This is a genomic window from Parafrankia sp. EUN1f, assembly GCF_000177675.1.
GTDB lineage: Bacteria > Actinomycetota > Actinomycetes > Frankiales > Frankiaceae > Parafrankia.
The window spans coordinates 1-17,568 of record NZ_ADGX01000173.1 but is presented as its reverse complement, the minus strand read 5'-3'; the positions used below and the strand labels follow the sequence as shown (position 1 = coordinate 17,568).

General features: G+C 72.8%; 12 protein-coding genes and 1 pseudogene. 11 read left to right on the top strand and 2 right to left on the bottom strand.

Annotation, left to right across the window (positions count from 1 at the left end; translation table 11 throughout):
* The 3 genes from FREUN1FDRAFT_RS42330 to FREUN1FDRAFT_RS32695 form a co-directional block, all read left to right on the top strand.
* Nucleotides 1-566 (top strand): RICIN domain-containing protein (locus FREUN1FDRAFT_RS42330; RefSeq protein WP_006544629.1); only part of this gene is annotated, 566 nt, incomplete at its 5' end.
* Nucleotides 567-662: 96 nt separating this feature from the next.
* The gene (locus FREUN1FDRAFT_RS32700; RefSeq protein WP_006544628.1) at nucleotides 663-1,781 is read left to right on the top strand and encodes a hypothetical protein; all 1,119 of its coding nucleotides are present in this window, start codon (nucleotides 663-665) and stop codon (nucleotides 1,779-1,781) included.
* Between the two features lie 185 nt (nucleotides 1,782-1,966).
* Nucleotides 1,967-2,617 (top strand): response regulator transcription factor, encoded by a 651-nt coding sequence (locus FREUN1FDRAFT_RS32695; protein WP_006544627.1) that lies wholly within the window; start codon nucleotides 1,967-1,969, stop codon nucleotides 2,615-2,617.
* Nucleotides 2,618-3,884: 1,267 nt separating this feature from the next.
* Here FREUN1FDRAFT_RS32695 and FREUN1FDRAFT_RS48325 read toward each other — a convergent pair.
* On the bottom strand, nucleotides 3,885-5,093 hold the full coding sequence (locus tag FREUN1FDRAFT_RS48325; RefSeq protein WP_050796132.1) for an ATP-binding protein: 1,209 nt from the start codon (nucleotides 5,091-5,093) through the stop codon (nucleotides 3,885-3,887).
* A 9-nt stretch (nucleotides 5,094-5,102) separates the two neighbouring features.
* Nucleotides 5,103-9,179: a type VII secretion protein EccC gene (locus FREUN1FDRAFT_RS32680; RefSeq protein WP_006544624.1), complete on the bottom strand. Its 4,077-nt coding sequence runs from the start codon at nucleotides 9,177-9,179 to the stop codon at nucleotides 5,103-5,105.
* Nucleotides 9,180-9,241: 62 nt separating this feature from the next.
* On the opposite strand from FREUN1FDRAFT_RS32680, the gene eccD reads away from it, so the two are divergent.
* The 8 genes and pseudogenes from eccD to FREUN1FDRAFT_RS32640 all read left to right on the top strand — a co-directional run.
* Entirely contained in the window at nucleotides 9,242-10,702 is a 1,461-nt protein-coding gene (gene eccD / locus FREUN1FDRAFT_RS32675; RefSeq protein ID WP_006544623.1) for a type VII secretion integral membrane protein EccD, read from the top strand.
* A 1-nt stretch (nucleotide 10,703) separates the two neighbouring features.
* Nucleotides 10,704-12,221: a type VII secretion protein EccB gene (eccB, locus tag FREUN1FDRAFT_RS32670; protein WP_006544622.1), complete on the top strand. Its 1,518-nt coding sequence runs from the start codon at nucleotides 10,704-10,706 to the stop codon at nucleotides 12,219-12,221.
* Nucleotides 12,222-12,325: 104 nt separating this feature from the next.
* Entirely contained in the window at nucleotides 12,326-12,646 is a 321-nt protein-coding gene (locus FREUN1FDRAFT_RS32665; RefSeq protein ID WP_006544621.1) for a WXG100 family type VII secretion target, read from the top strand.
* Nucleotides 12,647-12,767: 121 nt separating this feature from the next.
* On the top strand, nucleotides 12,768-13,064 hold the full coding sequence (locus FREUN1FDRAFT_RS32660) for a WXG100 family type VII secretion target (RefSeq protein ID WP_006544620.1): 297 nt from the start codon (nucleotides 12,768-12,770) through the stop codon (nucleotides 13,062-13,064).
* A gap of 184 nt (nucleotides 13,065-13,248) precedes the next feature.
* A complete protein-coding gene (locus tag FREUN1FDRAFT_RS32655; RefSeq protein ID WP_006544619.1) occupies nucleotides 13,249-13,776 on the top strand; it encodes a hypothetical protein in 528 nt (175 codons plus the stop codon).
* Between the two features lie 3 nt (nucleotides 13,777-13,779).
* On the top strand, nucleotides 13,780-16,794 hold the full coding sequence (locus FREUN1FDRAFT_RS47575) for a hypothetical protein (RefSeq protein WP_006544618.1): 3,015 nt from the start codon (nucleotides 13,780-13,782) through the stop codon (nucleotides 16,792-16,794).
* Nucleotides 16,795-16,938: 144 nt separating this feature from the next.
* On the top strand, nucleotides 16,939-17,379 hold the full coding sequence (locus tag FREUN1FDRAFT_RS32645) for a YbaB/EbfC family nucleoid-associated protein (protein WP_006544617.1): 441 nt from the start codon (nucleotides 16,939-16,941) through the stop codon (nucleotides 17,377-17,379).
* Nucleotides 17,376-17,568: pseudogene (locus tag FREUN1FDRAFT_RS32640) on the top strand (hypothetical protein); the annotation flags it as partial. The gene FREUN1FDRAFT_RS32645 and the pseudogene FREUN1FDRAFT_RS32640, both read left to right, overlap by 4 nt.

Sequence of the window (17,568 nt, the reverse complement as noted above, 5' to 3'; positions counted from 1 at the left end):
CGCCGCCCGAGCACGGCGGAGCGGCGCCGCCCGGCGAGACGGGGCCGGGACGCGCGGGCTCATCGCCCTCCCGGCCCACCACGCCGACGGCCGCGACCGCCCAGCCCAAGCCGGTTCAGGTATCCGCCGCACCCACCGCCGCGGCCGCACCCGTCACCCAGGCCGCGCCCACCGCCACCGGGCAGGCACAGGCGGCCGGCGGCCCGGGCACCCTGGTGAACTACGTGACGGGTGAATGCCTCGACAGCAACGGGGACGGCAAGATCTACACACTGAGCTGCAACGGCGGTTCCTACCAGGTGTGGCGGACCTCCGGCTCCGGCGCCGTGGTGCTCACCGATGCCGCGACCGGCCTCTGCCTGGACAGCGACGGAGCGGGATCGGCGTACACGAGGACCTGCAACAGCGGCTCAACCCAGCAGTGGCGGGTGGCAACGCAGACAGACGCGTCGAGGATGTTCGTCAACGTCGCGAGCGGCAGGTGCCTGTCCACCAACGCCACATCCTACGTCTTCGCGGGGATCTGTATCTCCGGCGGTGGCGGGACCTACCAGCGGTGGTGGTGAAACCGAGCGGGTCGGGCTGAACCATGCCGGGGGCGGCAGCCGTGACACGGGTTGACCGTCGGCTCGACGAGCCGACCGGACCCGGAAGGCTCTCCTGTGGCGGACAGGCTGACGAACAGCGCCGCGGGCGGTGCGACAGCGCCGTCACCGCCGGGCGCGCCGCCGCGGATCACCATCGTGCCGGCCGGGCTGTGGATCCGCTCGGCGCAGGACCCGCAGGCCCAGCCCGACGACCCCGTCTTCTCGGCCGTCCCGCACGCACCGGACGTCCGGACGCTGATCGTCGGTGCGCCCGGTTGCCAGCCGCCCGCGCTGGCGGATGTCACCCGTGCGCTCGACGACCTGTCCGCGCAGGCGACGGTGATCGTCTCGATGTACGGCTGCGAGCCGGGTGATGGTCCGGGCCTCGCCCAGCGGCTCGCCGCGGCCGCCGGTCGGCCTGTCGTCGCCGAGTACGGCTTGCTGATGCCCGGGCAGGACGGGGTACCGCGGGTGCTCGCCACCGACGCCGGCCGCCGGGAGTCGTGGGCGCCGTTCGCGCAGCGCGTCCTCCACCCGCCGGGCGGGCCGCCGCGGCTCGTGCACTGGCACCCGCCGGTGGTCGGGATGGTGCCGCACGGCAGGGCGGGCTACCGCCTCGTCGGCCCCTGGTTCGTCCGGGTCGTGCCGGCAGGCCTGGCGCTGCGCCGGGTGGGGCTCACACCGGACGCCGCCACCGATGTCGCGCCCTTCGACCCGGCCCGTCTCGATCTCGCCGTCGACGGGCCGGTGGCGGAGCTGACCGACAACGTGCTGACCGCGTTGAGCCGGTTCGCCGACGCGCTGCCCGCCGCGGCGCGGGTCCGGCTGCGGCTCGTCCTCTCCGCCGGCACCGACGACATGGCGGCACGGCGCCTGCGCCTGGCCGTTCCCGCTCCCCAGCATGTCCGACTGCCCGTACCCGCCGAGGCACCATCCGCCGGCGCGGTTTCGCGCGAGTCGGCCCAGCCGGCCCAACCGACCCAGACGGCTCAGACGGCTCAGACGGCTCAGACGACCCAGCCGGCCCGGAGCGCTCAGGCGGTCAGGCCGATCGGGAGGGCCAGCCCGGCCAGGCCTGCGGACGCCGCCCGGCCGACGGGCGGGGCGCCACGGAGGCACGCGGTCGGCCGCGCCACGGCGCTGACGCTGGTTGTCACCCGATCAGGCCGGATGTGCTTCCAGACATCCGGGTGACGTCCTCCCCCGCGATCGCTTGGCGTGCCCCACACATGGCGGCATCATTGGCGCATGCTGTACAAAGTCGGTTACGGAATGACAAATATTCCGTATCGGGAGGATGTCGGCGCACCTGCCCGCGGCGTCGGCCACGGCCCGGGCCACCGCGTCGGCCGCCGTCTCGGCCACGGCGCCTTCGTGCCGTGCGGGTAGCGCTCGCCGAGGACGGCGCGCTGTTCCGTGAGGGCCTCCTCCTGCTGCTCGGCGCCGCCGGGCACCAGGTCGTCGGCAGCGTCGCGGACGGCGACGCGCTGATGGGGTTGCTGGGCACCGAGCCGGCTGATGTGGCCATCCTCGACATCCGCATGCCGCCGGGTACCGAGGGCGGGCTGCGCGCGGCGGCACGCGTCCGGGCCGCATACCCCGAGACGGGGCTGCTGCTGCTGTCGCACTACGCCGAGACGCACTACCTGATGCGGTGCCTGGAGATCGGCACCGAGCGGATCGGCTACCGGCTCAAGGAACGGGTGGCCGGTACGCAGGTGCTGTCGGACACCCTGGACCGGATCAACGCGGGTGAGCTCGTCATCGAGCCGTCGCTCGCCGGGCGGCTCGTCAACCGCCCCGCCGGGGTGTCCGGGCCGCTGGCGCTGCTGAGCCAGCGGGAGCTGGAGGTTCTCCGCCTGATGGCCGAGGGGCGCTCGAACACCGGGATCGCCGGCATGCTGTCGCTGTCAGCCAAGGCGGTGGAGAAGCACATCGCCAGCATCTTCACGAAGCTGGACCTGCCCTTCGACGCGACGACCCACCACCGCCGGGTCCTGGCCGTCCTCACCTACCTCGGCGCGCGATGACGGACGTCCGGCGCGGGCCGGCCGGCTCGCCGCCCGCCGCGGCGGAGGTGCTCGCCCCGGCGGAGGTGCTCGCCCGGGAGGTTTCGCCGGTGCCGGCCGAAGCCGATCTGCGGCAGCGGGTCACGCCACTCCTGGAGAACCTCGGGAGGGCGGGCGAGGGCTGTTACGCGGCGCTGTGGGCCGCGGTCACCCAGGAAGCGGCTACCCCGGTGGACGGTGTGGCGTCCTGGGTTGTGCTGGGCTGGGCGCACTCGCCGTCGTGGCTGCCCGCCGGCATGGAACCGATGGCGGTGCGGGCGGGCGCGGCGGGGCATCTCGCCGAGCTGCGGAGCAGGCCTGGAGTACGTCTCCTGGTGCGGATCCCCGGCTCGGGGCGTGGCGACAGCGCTGTCGGCGACCGTGGTGGCGACGGTGGCAAGGGCGGCGGCGGTGGCGACGGTTGCGGTGGCGAGGGCGATGAGGGGTGGATGCCGGCCGCGGCCCTCGTGATCGGCGGGTGGCCGGGCCGGGCCATGGTCGTGCCGCCCGCCGACCTGCTCGACCAGACCCGGGACTGCCTGGCCCTCGTGCTGCGGGAGCACGAGCTCACCCTGGCCGCGGACGAGCATGCGGCACGGGCCCGGCGGTGCGAGGAGGAGCTGGCCCGGGTCGAGGCCGATCTCGCCGCCGTCCGCGACGCGGAGCGGAACCGGTTGAGCGGCAGCCTGCTGATCGGTGTCAGCCGGCGGCTGGGCGAGGTCACGGATCGCTGGCAGGCGTGCGTGGCGGCTGTCCGCGACGAGCCGGCACGGGCCGGCGACGAGCTGCGGGAGTTGCGCTCCGCCGTCGACGACCTGCTGGAGGACTTCCGGACGGTCGTGCGGGCCGTCCATCCCGTCCTGCTGCGCAGGGCGGGGACCGCCGTCGCGCTGACCGAGCTGGCATCCAGGCTGCCGCGGCGGGTCCGGATCGGCGGTGATCCGGGACGCCGGGTCGGGTGGGAGGTGGAATCCGGCGTCTACCATGCCTGCGCCGCGGCGCTGAACCTGCTGGGCGAGGCCGGAACCGGGCCACTGTCGATGCGGTTCGTCCGCGGTGACGGCCGGTTCGGCGTGCGGGTGGACGATCCGTCCCCCGGTGCTGTCGCCCGGGCCTGGGACAGCCTGCGCGACGATGCCCGGCGGCTGTCCGCCCTGGGCGGCGGCCTGCACCGCACCGTAGCGGCGGACGGATCCGGCCGGATCGACCTGTGGCTTCCGGAGCGGCTGGACGGCAGGCTGCCCTGGGCTCAGAAGGGCACGACCGCGCAGATCCGCGTTCCGGCGTCCGGCGTCGACGTGACGGACAGCGTGCCGCCCACCGAGGCGAGCCTGTCGCGCGGCCCGCGCAGCCACACCGCCCCGGAGAGTTCCATCCCGGGCCCGTCGTCCTCGACCGTGAACGCCAGCCCCTGGTAGGTGCTGTGCAGGCGGACCCGGACGGACGCACCGGGTGCGTGTTTCCGCGCGTTGCTGACGGCTTCCAGGCAGGCGAAGTAGACCGCGCTCTCCACCGGCGGCGGATAGCGGCGTGACCGGACGTCCCGCCCGGCCTCCAGGGCCGTCCCGGGAGCCTCGCGCAGGGCCGCGGCCAGCGCGGGCTCCAGGCCGGCCGTGCGCAGCAGGGGCGGGGTGATCCCGGCGGCGGTCTCGACCAGCAGGGTGTGCCCGCGTTCCAGCCGCGCGCCGAGGTCGGCGAGGGCCTCGTGCAGCTCCGGGCCGGGCAGCTCGCCGGCCGCCAGCCGGTGCTCGACGACGGCGGCGGCCATCTGCAGCGAGACGAGGTGCAGCTGCGCACCGTCGTGCAGGTCGCGTTCCAGCGCGTGGCGTTCGCTCTCCATGTCGGCGGCGGCGCGGGTCCGCGCGTCGGCGATCCGCGCCGTGGCCTGCCAGCACGCGTCCGCGGCGGCATGCCGGCGCTCCTGCGCGGCGGCGGCCGCGAGGACGGCGCCGAGGGCACCGGCGACGTCGCCGAGCGCCCGGTGCGTCCTGGACGTGATCGGGTGCTCGGCGCGGGTGCTGACCAACAGGCCGCCGATCTCCTCGCCCCGGTACACGACCGCCCACGCCGCGGCCGGACCGCCGTCGGACCCACCGCCGAACGCGACGTCCCCGAACGCGACGTCCCCGGATGCACCGCCGTCGAACGCACCGCCGTCGGACCCACCGCCGAACGCGACGTCCCCGAACGCGACGTCCCCGGATGCACCGCCGTCGAACGCACCGCCGTCGAACACACCGCCGGCTGCCGCACCTCCGCCTGGCGTGCCGCGCACGGCGGGCCAGGTGTGGTCGACCGGGCGGCCGTCGACGAACATCCGCAGCCGGACCGCCGCGAGGTCGAGCCGCCGGCCGATCAGCTCCGCGAGCGGCGTGAGGTCGCCGCCGCGGGGCCCGGTCACGGGGAGCTCGACCGCCCGCCGCAGCACCTGCGCCACAAGCTCCGATCCGATCAACACGCCCGCACGTTACCCGGCCGTCTCGGCGACAGGCTCCCCGATCGGGTCCGGCGCGACGAAGCCGGTCTGGATCAGCCGACTGCCGCGGCGGCTGCACAGCAGCGCGCGGCCCGGGGGCAGCTCCCGTGGCCGGGCTCCGCCGAGCAGCGGCCCCTCCGACCGGGGGCAGGACAGCGCGATGTCGGGGGTGTTGAGCTCCTGCATCCGGCGCAGCAGCGGGTCCATCGACATGCGCATGACCCCGGCCGCCGCGCGGGCGAGGATGACGTGCAGCCCCACGTCACCGCCCTGCGGCAGGAACCCGACCAGCGGGACCAGCGGGTTCTCGGGGCCGGTCAGCAGGTCGTAGTCGTCGACGAGGACGAACAGCAGCGGGCCGGTCCACCAGTCCCGGCGGCGCAGCTGCTCGGGTGAGACATCCGGGCCGGGCAGGCGGGGAGTGAGGCCGGCGACGGCGTCGCGGATGGTGGTCTTCGTGCTGTCCGGTGAGACGGAGTAGCCGAGCCGGTAGGCGTCCGGGATGTCGTCGAAGAGTCGGCGCCGGTAGTCGACCGCCATGATCCGGGCCTGCTGCGGGGTGAACCGGCTGGTGACGGCTCGAGCCATCAGCCGCAGCAGGTTGGTCTTCCCGCTCTCGTTGTCGCCCAGCAGGGTCAGGTGCGGGAGCTGGCCGAAGTCGTGCCAGACGGGTTCGAGGCGGCTTTCCTCGATGCCGAGGGCGACCCGCAGGTGCCCCTTTCCCTCGCTTTCCGGCTCGGGCAGCGACTCCGCCGGCAGGACGGCGGGCAGGGTACGGACGGGCCGCACCTTCGGACCTGTCCAGGCGTCCACCACCGAGGCGACCAGATGGCGGGTGCCGTGGGCGAGGTCGGCGACGGACCCGGCGCCGTCGATGCGCGGCAGGGCGGCGATGAAGTGCAGCTCGGCGTCGGTGAGGCCGCGCCCGGGCAGCTTCGGCACGGAGGCGGCGGCCCGCAGGTTGATGCCGGACTCGACCGGGTCGCCCAGGCGCAGCTCCAGCCGCGATCCGATCTTGTCCCGCATCGAGTGGTGGGCCTCGGACCAGCGGCTCGCCGTGAGCACGAGATGCAGCCCGTAGTTCAGGCCCCGCGCGGCGATGTCGCGGACCTGCTCCTCCACCGCCTCGAACTCCTGGCGCAGAGTGGCCCAGCCGTCGACGACGAGGAACACGTCACCGAACTCCTCCTCCGGCACCTTTCCGGCCGCGACGGCCTCGCGGTAGGCGGCCATCCCGGAGATCCCGAGCCGGGCGAAGCGCCGCTCGCGGTCCGCGAGCAGGGCGACGACCTCGGCGACGGTCCGGCCCACCCGGTCCGGGTCGTGCCGGCCGGTGACCCCGCCGACGTGCGGCAGGTCGGCGAGCGCGGCCAGGGCGCCGCCGCCGAAGTCCAGGCAGTAGAACTGCACCTCGCGTGGCGAATGGGTGAGAGCAAGCCCCGCGACGAGGGTGCGCAGCAGCGTGCTCTTGCCGCTCTGCGGGCCGCCGGCGACGCCCAGGTGCCCGCCGGCACCACCGAAGTCCAGCACCAGCAGGTCCCGGACCTGCTCGAACGGCTTGTCGATCACGCCGACGGGGACGGTCAGCCGGTCCGTGGCGTCGGCGTCCACCGGACGCAGCCCGTGGTCGAGGTCCGGCAGCAGGGGCGGCAGGACCTGGTCGAGCGAGGGCGACTGCTCCAGCGGCGGGAGCCACACCCGGTGGGCGGGTGGTCCCTGGCCGACGAGCCGGTCGACCAGCGCCTTCAGGACCGTGTCGGCGGTTGTCGCCGCCCCTGCCCCGCCGTCCGATCCGTCAGTTCCGGCGGAACCGGTCGAGGTCGAACCGGTTGAACCGGTCGAGCCGGTCGAGCCGGTCGAGCCGGTCGGCGGATCCGACTCGGCCGCACGGGAGGCGACAGGAACGTGCGTGGTGCCGTAGGGGACGACCTGACTCTCGATCACGTCCTGGCGCACCCGCGCGGAACGGGGCCGATACGGGCCGGAGACGTAGGCCGCGCGGAACCGGGTGATCGTCGCGACGTCGGAGCGCAGGTAGCCGTTGCCCGGGGCGGCGGGCAGTTCGTACGCGTCCGGCACGCCGATCACCGACCGTGACTCCATCGCGGAGAACGTCCGCAGGCCGATCCGGTACGACAGGTGCCCCTCGAGCTGGTGGATGCGGCCGTCGTCCAGGCGCTGTGAGGCCAGCAGCAGGTGCACGGCGAGCGAGCGCCCCAGCCGGCCGATCATGACGAACAGCTCGATGAAGTCGGTGTGCGCGGCGATCAGCTCGCTGAACTCGTCGACGACCACGAACAGGGTGGGCAGCGGGTCGAGGGCCGCGCCCTGCGCGCGGGCGGCCTCGTAGTCACGCACCGAGCTGAAGTTGCCGGCCCGGCGCAGCAGCTCCTGGCGGCGCACCAGCTCGCCGCGCAGCGCGTCGCGCATCCGGTCGACCAGCGACGCCTCGTCGGCGAGGTTGGTGATGGTCGCCGACACGTGCGGCAGCCGGTCGAGACCGGCGAAGGTCGCCCCACCCTTGAAGTCGACCAGGACGAAGTTGAGCGTCTCCGAGGAGTGGGTGGCCGCCAGGGCCAGCACCAGGGTGCGCAGCAGCTCGCTCTTGCCCGAGCCGGTGGCGCCGATCAGCATGCCGTGCGGGCCCATGCCGTCCTCGGCGGACTCCTTGATGTCGAGCACGATCGGCGACCCGTCGGCCGCGACGCCGATCGGCACCCTCAGGCGCTCGGCGCCACGGCGGGTGGGCCAGACCGCGCGGGGCTCATAGGTCTCCAGGTCGGTGATGCCGAGCAGATCGGGCAGGTCCTGGCTGGTGGTCAGACCGTCGGAGACCGGTTCCGCGCTGGCTCCGGCGCTGTGCCGGGCCATCAGCCGTGCCAGCGTCGTCGCCCGCACGCGCGACAGCGTGTCGGGTGTCGCGAGCCGGGAGCGCACCTCCCTCCCGACCCGGTCGGTCTCCACCATCTCGATGTCGTCGGGGGCGATGTCCAGGCACAGGACCTGCTGGCCGCTGCCGGCCGGGTGGGCGTCGAAGTCGAGGAGCACCGCGTTGCGGTAGCCGGAGACGAGGAAGCGGGCACCCGGGGAGATCCGGCCACCGTCGACGATCACGACGACGAACGGCTCGGTGGTGGACGGGGCCGTCCCCGTCTCGAACCGCGCCCGCTCGCTGAAGGCCGGGCCCAGCAGCCGCTCGACCTCGTCCAGCGACTCCCCGAACAGTCGGACCGGCCCGGCGGCGTCCCGGTCGGTGGCGTGCTGGGCGTGCGGGAACCATTTCACCCAGTCCCACTCGGCGCGCCCGTCGGTGTCGGTACAGACCGCGATCCGCAGCTCGTCGGGGGCGTGGAAGGTGGCCAGGTGCGCGAGCAGCGCACGGGCCACGCCGAGGGCGGTCGCCCGGTCGCCGTCGAGCCGGACCCTGGCGAACCCCCGGACGTACAGGGCGACCGGCTGGGCGGGAATCGTCGTGTAGGCACGGGTGAAGCGGCGCAGCGCCTTGGCCGCGACGGGTTCCAGGTCCTCCACCGGGCTGGTCTGCAGCGGGGTGATGCGCACGGCGAGCCGCTGGCTGCCGGTGCCGACCCGAACCTCGCCGAAGTCGGGGTGCGCCGGGCGACGTTCCCACAGCCGGCTGGTCATGGCCAGTGACCACAGCGACGCCGGGTCGGGGTGACGCCAGGCCAGCGCCTCGCGTTGCTGCTCGGCGTAACCGCGGACCTGCCGGCGGGTACGGGACAGGTAGCGCAGGTAGTCCCGCCGCTCCCCGCCGAGCTTGTGCTTGCGGTCGCCGGACTGCATGAACATCTGAGTCACGCCCATGCCGGCCATGCCGGCGCCCATCATCGCCATCATGATCAGGCCGAGCGGGCTGTTCGCCCCGAAGCCGAAGAAGAAGAACATCATCCCGCAGGACATCAGCAGTGACGGCACGATCATCGCCAGGGTGCGCAGGCCCTGCCCCTGGGTTTCGGGGATGGTCGGCGGTTCCTGCAGGGTGATCTCGCCGTGCGGCAGATCCGGTCCGGAGCGGCGGGCCGGGCGACGAAAGGCGACCGTGGACATACCCGCACCACGGCTGGCGGGCCCTCCGCGTTTCGACCGACACCAGGCAGACCGCCGATGTGATGCGAGTCACTCTCGTGAACCTGATGGGTGGCGGACACCGTGCCGAGGTCATGGGCCAGTCCAGCGTGGCGGAGGTATGCCGCCTGCTTGTCGTGGGGCCGACGAGCCAGGTCGAGCTGTCGGTGCCCTGTCATGTGCCGCTCGCCGACCTGATGCCCGCGCTGCTGCGCGGCCTCGGGCCGGATCTCGCCGACCGCGGTCTGGAGCACAGCGGCTGGGTGGCGCAGCGCCTCGGCGAGCCGCCGCTGGACGAGGACGACAGTGTCGCCGACCACGGCCTGCTCGACGGCGACACCGTGCACCTGCGGCCGCGTTCGGACCAGATCCCCCCACTCGACTTCGACGACCTCATCGACGGAGTGTCCACCGGTATCAAGGGCCGCTCCGGGCTGTGGCGCCCGCGCACGACCCGCCTCGCCTCGCTGCTGGCCCTGGCCGGCTGGCTGCTGGTCGCGCTGGCCACCCTGCCCGCCAGTAAGTACCACTACCGCGCCCTGATCGCCGCGGAGGCCGTCGTGCTGCTCGGCGCGGTCACCGTGGCGACGTCCCGCCTCGTCGTCGACCGGGCCGTCGCCGCCCTCACCGGCGCCGCGATGGTCGGTTTCGTCACCGAGGCGGCGGCCTTCGGGGTGGCCGACGCGGGCGCGGGCGGGGACCCGGCGTCCACCGCCCGGCTCATGCTGATGGCCGGCTCGGTCGCGGCCGTCGTCGGCGCCGGCCTCCTGCTGCTGCTCACCGCCGGCCACCCGTCGGCTCGCCCGCTCGCGCTGGCCGGGACAGCCGTCGCGTGCGGCGGCCTCATCGGCTGCGGGCTGGGTGCCCTCGCCGGACTCGACCGGACCCAGACGGCGGCGGTGATCGCGCTGCTGTGTGTCGGCGCCCGGCCGCTGGCGCCGGTGGCCGCCTTCACCTGCGCCGGGCTGGCGCTGCCGCCACTGCCCGTCGAGCCCGGTGAGCTTCAGGACGACATCGACCCGGAACCCAGCGCGGAGGTGCTGGCGCGCGCCGCCGCCGCCGACCTCAACATGACCGCCCTCCACGCCGCGGGCGGGGTGCTGTCCGCCGCCGCGCTGGTCACGATGGCTCTCGACCACCACTGGATCCCCACCGCTCTCGTCGTTCTCGTCGGGCTGGCGCAGTCGCTGGCGTCGCGGCCGATGACGAGCACCTGGCATCGGGCGGCGCTGGTCCTCCCGGCGGTGGCCGGCCTGGTCGTGATCGTGCTGCCGATCGGCGCGCACGCCGGCGACGGCGCGGAGCCGGGCTGGCTCGCGCCGGCGGTCTCCCTGGCGTTCGCCCTCGCCGCGGCCGGCTGTGCCCGGGTGCTGCCCCACCGCCGGATGACGCCGATGTGGGGCCGGGCCGGGGACTTCGCCCACATCACGGCGCTGGTCCTGGCGGTGCCGCTGGTCGCCTGGCTGCTCGGGCTGATCGGGCTCATCCGCTCGGTGGTGGGCTGACATGCAGTCCCGCCGCGACCAGGTCGACGCCCAGCGGTACCTGCTGACCCGCCTGTCGGCGGCGCTGGTGCGCGCCGACCCCGACACCCTCGACCCGCTGGGACGCCGCGACGTCCGCGGCCTGGTCGGCGGCACGGTCCTGGCCGCCGTGATCCTGGGGGTCGTCGCGCTCTGGGCACTGATCTCCGGCTCGGGGTCGACCGAGTGGCGCAATCCCAAAACCCTGATCATCGAGAAGGGCACCGGCAGCCGCTTCCTGCTCCTCGACGGGGAGCTGCGCCCCGTACCCAACATCGCTTCGGCGCGGCTGCTGACCGGCGGGGTCGTCACCCCCCAGGTCGTGCCGGCGTCCCGCCTGAAGGGCACGCCCCGCGGAGCGCCGATCGGGATCGACGGCGGCCCCGACCTGCTGCCCGCCGCCGGCGCCCTCAACCGCGGCGTCTGGCGGGTCTGCGCCGACACCGGCCTGGACAGCCAGGCGGGGCCCGCCGCCATCCTCGACATCGGTGTCGCGGCGGCGCCGCAGCCGGACCGCCCGGGCACCCGGGAGGCGCTGCTCGTCTCCGCCGGCGGCAGCACCCACCTGCTCTGGCGCGGGCAGCGGCTGCGACTGACCCGCCCCTGGGTGGCCGACGTGCTCGGCTTCGGCGATGTGCGACCCACCCCGGTCGACCCGGTCTGGCTGGCGCTGATACCGGCGGGGCCGGAACTGGGCCCGCCGGCCGTCGACGGCCGGGGCTCGCCGGGCTGGGCCGTCAGCGGGCGGCCCACCAGGGTCGGTGAGCTGTTCACCTCCGTCATCGACGGCGGGACGACCACCCGCTACATGATGTTGTCCGGCGGGCTGGCGGTGCTCACCCCGGTACAGTTCGCGCTCGCCCGCGCCGAGGTGGGCGGCGCCCCGACCCAGGAGCTGACACCCGCCGATCTCGCCAGCGGGCCGAGAAGCATGGTGCCCGTGCCCTGGGACGCCCTCCCGGCCCAGCCCCCGGTCGTTCGCTACCTCATGCCGGATCAGGCGGTCTGCGTCGAGTCCAGCGGCGCGGCCCCCCGAGCACCGCTGGAGGTCGTGACGGCACCGATCCCAGCCGTACCCGGCAGCATCACCGATCGGGGTGTCGCGGTACGCGTCGCGGCCGGCGGTGGCGCCCTGGTCACCGAGCAGCCCGTCCCGCCCAGTGCGACAGGTCTCGACGCGGTGCCCGGCGTGTTCGTCGACGGCAGTGGCACGGCGTACCCGCTGAGTGGGCGCGCGATGCGGGCGCTGGGCTACAGCGCGAGCCAGGCCGTCGCCAGCCCCTGGCAGCTGCTGCCGCTGCTGCCCGTCGGACCCCGCCTCACCGTGCCCGCGGAGGACACGACCGCCGAGCCCGCAGGCACGGCCGCGTCCGACTCCGCCCCCGCGTCCGACTCCGCCCCCGCGTCCGACTCCGCCCCCGCGTCCGACTCCGCCCCCGCGTCCGACTCCGCCGCCGGGCCCGTCACCAGCCGGCCCGCCACGAGCCCGCCCGTCTCCTAGCCCGAACGAGCCCGTCCCCTCCCGTCCCGCCCTACTTCTCTCACCACCGCCGCTCACCGCCACACCGCCAGCAGATCCACCGCCACCAGCAGAGAGGCAGCGCCATGCCCAATCCCGCTCTCATCTCGGACGAAGCCAGCACCGTCGCGATGATCACAGCGTTCGACACCTGCCAGGACGAGTGCGCCGCCGTCCAGAACGCGATCGACTCCGCGGCCTCACAGCTCTTCAGCCCCGCCGGATGGCAGGGCGTCGCGGCCGCCAAGTACCGCGATGCGCTCAGTGGCTGGCAGGCCGGTTTCAACAAGGTACGGCAGGGCCTGAACATGCTGAACGAGTCGATGGTCGTCTACGCGAACACGACGACCAGCGTCGAGGACAACAACGCCATGATCGGTTCGGCTTGGGCCCAGGGCCTCACCTGAGGCCTGCGGGCCTGCCGGCGTACGGGATTTCCGGACCTCTGATCCGGACCCCTCCTCCTGTTCCCCGGTTCCCCGAACCCGGACACCGGACATCCGTCCACCACAACCCTGTGAGGCAGTCATGGCCACCTATCAGTTCAACCCGAACGGCGCCCTGGACACCGCGGCCGAGCTGGAGCTCGTCACCGGCAGGATCCGGGAGTCACTGAACCAGCTGATGACCAGCGTCACGAACTTCACGCGGATGAACTCGGGCGCCGCGCCCGACAACTACGCGACGGCCCAGCAGTACTGGAACGCCGGGCAGCAGGATATGGAAGCCTCCCTCGTCGTCGGCAAGGCGAAACTCGAGGAAATCCACAACCAGTACGTGCTGGGCGACAACCGCAGCGCCGCGGTCTTCGACGGGCTGGTCTGAGCCAAGGCTCCGCGGGCCCGGGCGTCCCTGGCCGGTGCCGGGAATCTCCGGTGCCGGCACCGGCACAGGACGCGTTGTTGCGACCGTCCGGAACGCATCTGCCCGAGCACCTCGATGGCCTCCGACCGCCGGCCATCCATCAACTCGGCACAGCGCACACCACACAGCGCACAGGGAGACACCCGTGGGTGATGAGTTCACCATCGTCGTAGACGAAGCCACACTCAAGCGGCTCAAGGGCGAGTACCAGACACTGCTCAATGACATCGACCTGCGGATGAACTACTTCAAGTGGACCCCCGAATCCACCACGACGGTGAGCCTCGGCACTGCTTTCCCGCTGCGACTCGGCGGCTCCGGCTTCACCGAGGCGGTCGGCCTCGCGCAGGGAGTGGAACTGGTGCGGCAGAACCTCGTCGAGCGGGTGAACAACCTCTACACACACGCGACGAACCTGCGCTGGGGCCTGGAGTACCTCCTGGAGGAGGCCGAGCGGACCGAGGGCGAGAACGTCACGACCATGACCGCGGGCGAGTTCAGCTCCTACATGCCCGGTGACACGTCCAGTACTGGTGCAGGCACGACAGGCCTGAGCGGCACGGGCGCGGGCTACACAGGCGCGGGCTACACAGGCGCAGGCGGCACGGGCACAGGCGGCACGGGCACAGGCGGCACGGGCTCTGGCACGACTTCCAGCACGACCGGAGCCTGAGCTATGGCCATCTCCGGGAAGATCGAGGACGTTCTGCAGAACGTCCTCGGGTACACCCTGGGATCGGGCAGCGGTGCCACCCTCAGCCTCGCCGGATCCCCGGGTGCCTCGTCGACGACCAGCTCGACCGCCGCACCCTCGACCGCCGGCGGGTCCATCGACGCCGGCCTGCGGCCCGACACCGTGCGAGCCACCGGGCCCGCCTGGCTGATCCCCGACGAACGCGTGGAGGGCTACCACGCCGGCGGCAGCTGGAAGCCGGGTTTCCACAAGAACGCGCTGACCTTCTGGCGGTGGATGACGGGCGATAACAACACACATGCCGAATACCTCACCGTCTGGGTCGGCGCACGGGACCCGTCGGCCGGCGGCGAACGGAACTCGACGACCGCGGACACCGCCAGCAACGCACTTCTCGACGTCGGGAAGGCCTGGAAGGCCGTATCGGAGAACCTCTCGAACCTCGCCGGGCCCAGAACCACATTCGATCCGGACACCCTGGGCGAGGTAGGGCTGGCTCTGAAAGGCATCGGGGAATGGGCGGGCGCCATCTTCACCGACCTCGACAACGACATCGCGCGCATCGATACAAAGAAGGACAACTTCGCCGGGTCGGCCGCGGAGGCGTTCCGGAACCGGGTCCTCGCGGCGCAGGCCGGCGTCACCGACGTTCTCGACCAGTCTAAGACATGGCTGAAGCCGATAAGCGATGCGGTCGGCAGCGCCGCGGCGTTCGTCCACCAGCTCGAGCTGGACCGAAAATACTGGATGGGGGTCGATCCCGGGGACGGCCGCCCACCAATCGGCGGACCGCCTGCCGTGTGGGTGCAGCCGTGGGATCTGATCGTCGCCTTGTTCAACAACTCACAGGTGTACGAGACCTGGGATCCAGGCGGATACTCGCTCGAAGGAAACCGGAACCATTCCGGTGGCCTGTGGGAGACGGGGCGTATACGCGGCGGCGAGGGATACCTCCACGGATGGCGGGAGATGTACATCCGGTTTCCCGCATGGAGCGGCCTGACCACCGAATACGCTGTTCTCCGGCAGCCGTCGTGGATCGCGGCGGACATCGACGTACGCAAGGCGTGGGCCGACCGCGTCCAGAGCAGCTTCAAGCCGAGCCTGGACAGGGCGCAGGACATGGTCGCGAAGTTCGCCGCGGCACAGACTGCCGTCAGGCTGGGCCGCATGCCACCGCCGCGGCCGCCCCGGCCACCGAAGACCACGGAGCTCGCCGGGGGGCTGGGGAACGAGGATCTCGACAAATACCTGGACAGCCTCGAGGAAGAGATCAACAAGGCCCTCAAGGATTTGAACGACAGGATAAATCTGGTCGCCGGCGGGGCGAACGAAAACGCCAACAAGATCTACGATGATCTGAACAAGCTCAAAGAGGAGATCAACAAGGAGCTCGGCGGAATCACCGGAAAATACAACGATTCCCTCGACGAGGTCAACAAGAACCTGAACGACCAGGTCAAGAATCTCAACAACGGCGTCAACAAGGAGCTCGACAAGCTCTACGAGAATCTCGGTGGGTCCGGCGTGAACAACGGCCTCGGCGGACTGGGCGGAACCGGCGGCGGCGGAACCGGCGGCGGCTACGAACTCCTGCCCATGCCGCAGAATCTCGGCGGCGGAAGCGGCTCCACCAACGGCCTCGGCGCCCTCAGCGGACTGGGCGGCCTGGGCGGAACCGGCGCGGGCGGGAACGGCGGCTACGAACTCCTGCCCATGCCACCGATCGCGGGCGTCACCAGCGGGCTCGGCTCGTCCGGGCTGTCCGATCTCGGCGACCTGAACGGTCAGCAGCTCGGGGCACTCCAGCAGGCCGGCCTGCTGAGCGGAACACGACTGACGCCGGCGCAGTCCGCCGCCCTGCGGGAGGCGGGTCTCGGCACCGACGCCACCACTCTCGGCGAGCTGAGCCCGGCCCAGCTGCAGGAGCTCCAGGCACGCGGCCTCCTGGACGACATCCCGCTGACGTCGGCCGGCCTTGAGACCCTGGGCACAAGCGGACTGCTCGACCCGTCGACAGGCTCGCCGAACGACCTCGGTGACCTGAGCCCGGCGCAGCTCACCCAGCTCGGGTCCTCCGGCCTGCTCGACAACGTGCCGATCACCGCCGACCAGCTCGGCCAACTGCGCGCCGACGGCCTGCTCGGCCCCACGTCCCAGGGCATCGGTACGCTGGGCGACCTGAGCCCGACCCAGCTGCAGGCGCTGAACGACGCCGGGCTGCTCGACTCCGTCCCGCTCACCCAACAGCAGCTCGGCGCGCTGGCGCAGTCCGGCCTGCTCCAGCCTGGACAGGCCCTCGCCGGTACGCAGCCGACACCACTCGTGTCCCAGTCGGGCGTGACCAGCGGCCTGAACGTGCCCGACCTCAGCGCTCCCGCCTCCGCCTTCCCCACCCAGATCGACGGGCTCGACGTCACCACGCCGACCTTCGACTCCGGTGTCAACGTCGGCGACATCCGCCAGCCCCTGTTCCAGACCCTTCCCGACGCGTCCACCAGCGGCTTCGGGGTCACCAGCGGGTTCGGGACCAACGGGGTGAACCTGGGCGACGCCTCGGCTCTTGTTCCGAGCATTCCCTCCGGCGACGTCGCGGGTCTTGCTTCCGGCGCGTCCTTCGGCTCCTCAGGCCTCGGCTCCTCAGGCCTCGCCAGCTCAGGTCTCGCAGGCACAGGCCTGGACAGCAGCCTGGCCGCGAGCGGGGTCACCCCGCTCGACGCCGTCGGTGGCACCGCCCCCGCCAGCGCCACCGGCGGCGGCATGCCGTTCATGCCGATGGGCATGGGCGGCGCTGGGGCCGGGGCCGGGGGCAGCGGGCGGGACCGGCAGCGCAACACCTGGCTGACCGAGGACGAAGAGGTCTGGGGCACCGATCCGGAGTGCGCGCCGGCGGTCGTCGGCCGGGAGGCCACCCCCGCCGAGGAAGGCGCGGGACGGACCACCAGCGCCCCGGCACCATCCGCCCCCGGGCGGGACCGCATCCGCCGCGGCCGCTGACCTCGGCTCACCCGCTCCCGCAGCAGGTCACGGGAACCGCAGGAAGGCTACCGGTCGGTCACCACCGGCCGGTAGCCGCTCATCGACAGCAGCCTGGCGTGCAGCGACAACCGTCCGGCAGGTAGGTAGAGGGAGGAGTACGGCGTGGGACTGTTCGACGAGAGCCTGCTGGAGGCCGCACGGGCCGAGCTGGCACGCACCGAGGAAGTGACGGCCCGCATCCAGCGGGAAGGCGCGGCCGTGCGCCACCAGGTCAGCGACCGCGGCAAGCTGCTGACGGTCACCGCGAGCGGGGACGGGGAGATCACCTCGATCTCCTTCCGGGGGGACGGCTACCGCGACCTGGCGCCCGCGGAGTTCGCCGACCTGCTGGTGAAGACCATCGAGCAGGCCCGCGCCGGCGCCCGGAGCATCGCCCTGGCCGGCCTGCGGGACCTGATGCTGGAGCTGCCGTCCCCCATCGGCCGGATGGGCGAGGTCGACTCCTCCGAGGAGCTCGTCGAGGAACTGCTCGGCATGTTCACCAGGAACATGCCGGACAGCGGCGCCGCACCGGTCGCGGACCGGAACGGGCACTGGTCGTGAGCGGAGAGCAGATCCAGTTCAACGGCGACGAGCTCGCCGAGAAGGTGCCGATGCTCGCCGATTTCCGCGAAGCCTTCCTCGCCTTCGGCGAGGAGCTGGCCGAGGGAATCGCGCAGCACAACTTCGCCAGGGACGCGCACGACGAGGTGTCCAAGCTGTCCTACGCCATGTTCAAGCAGCTGATGAAGT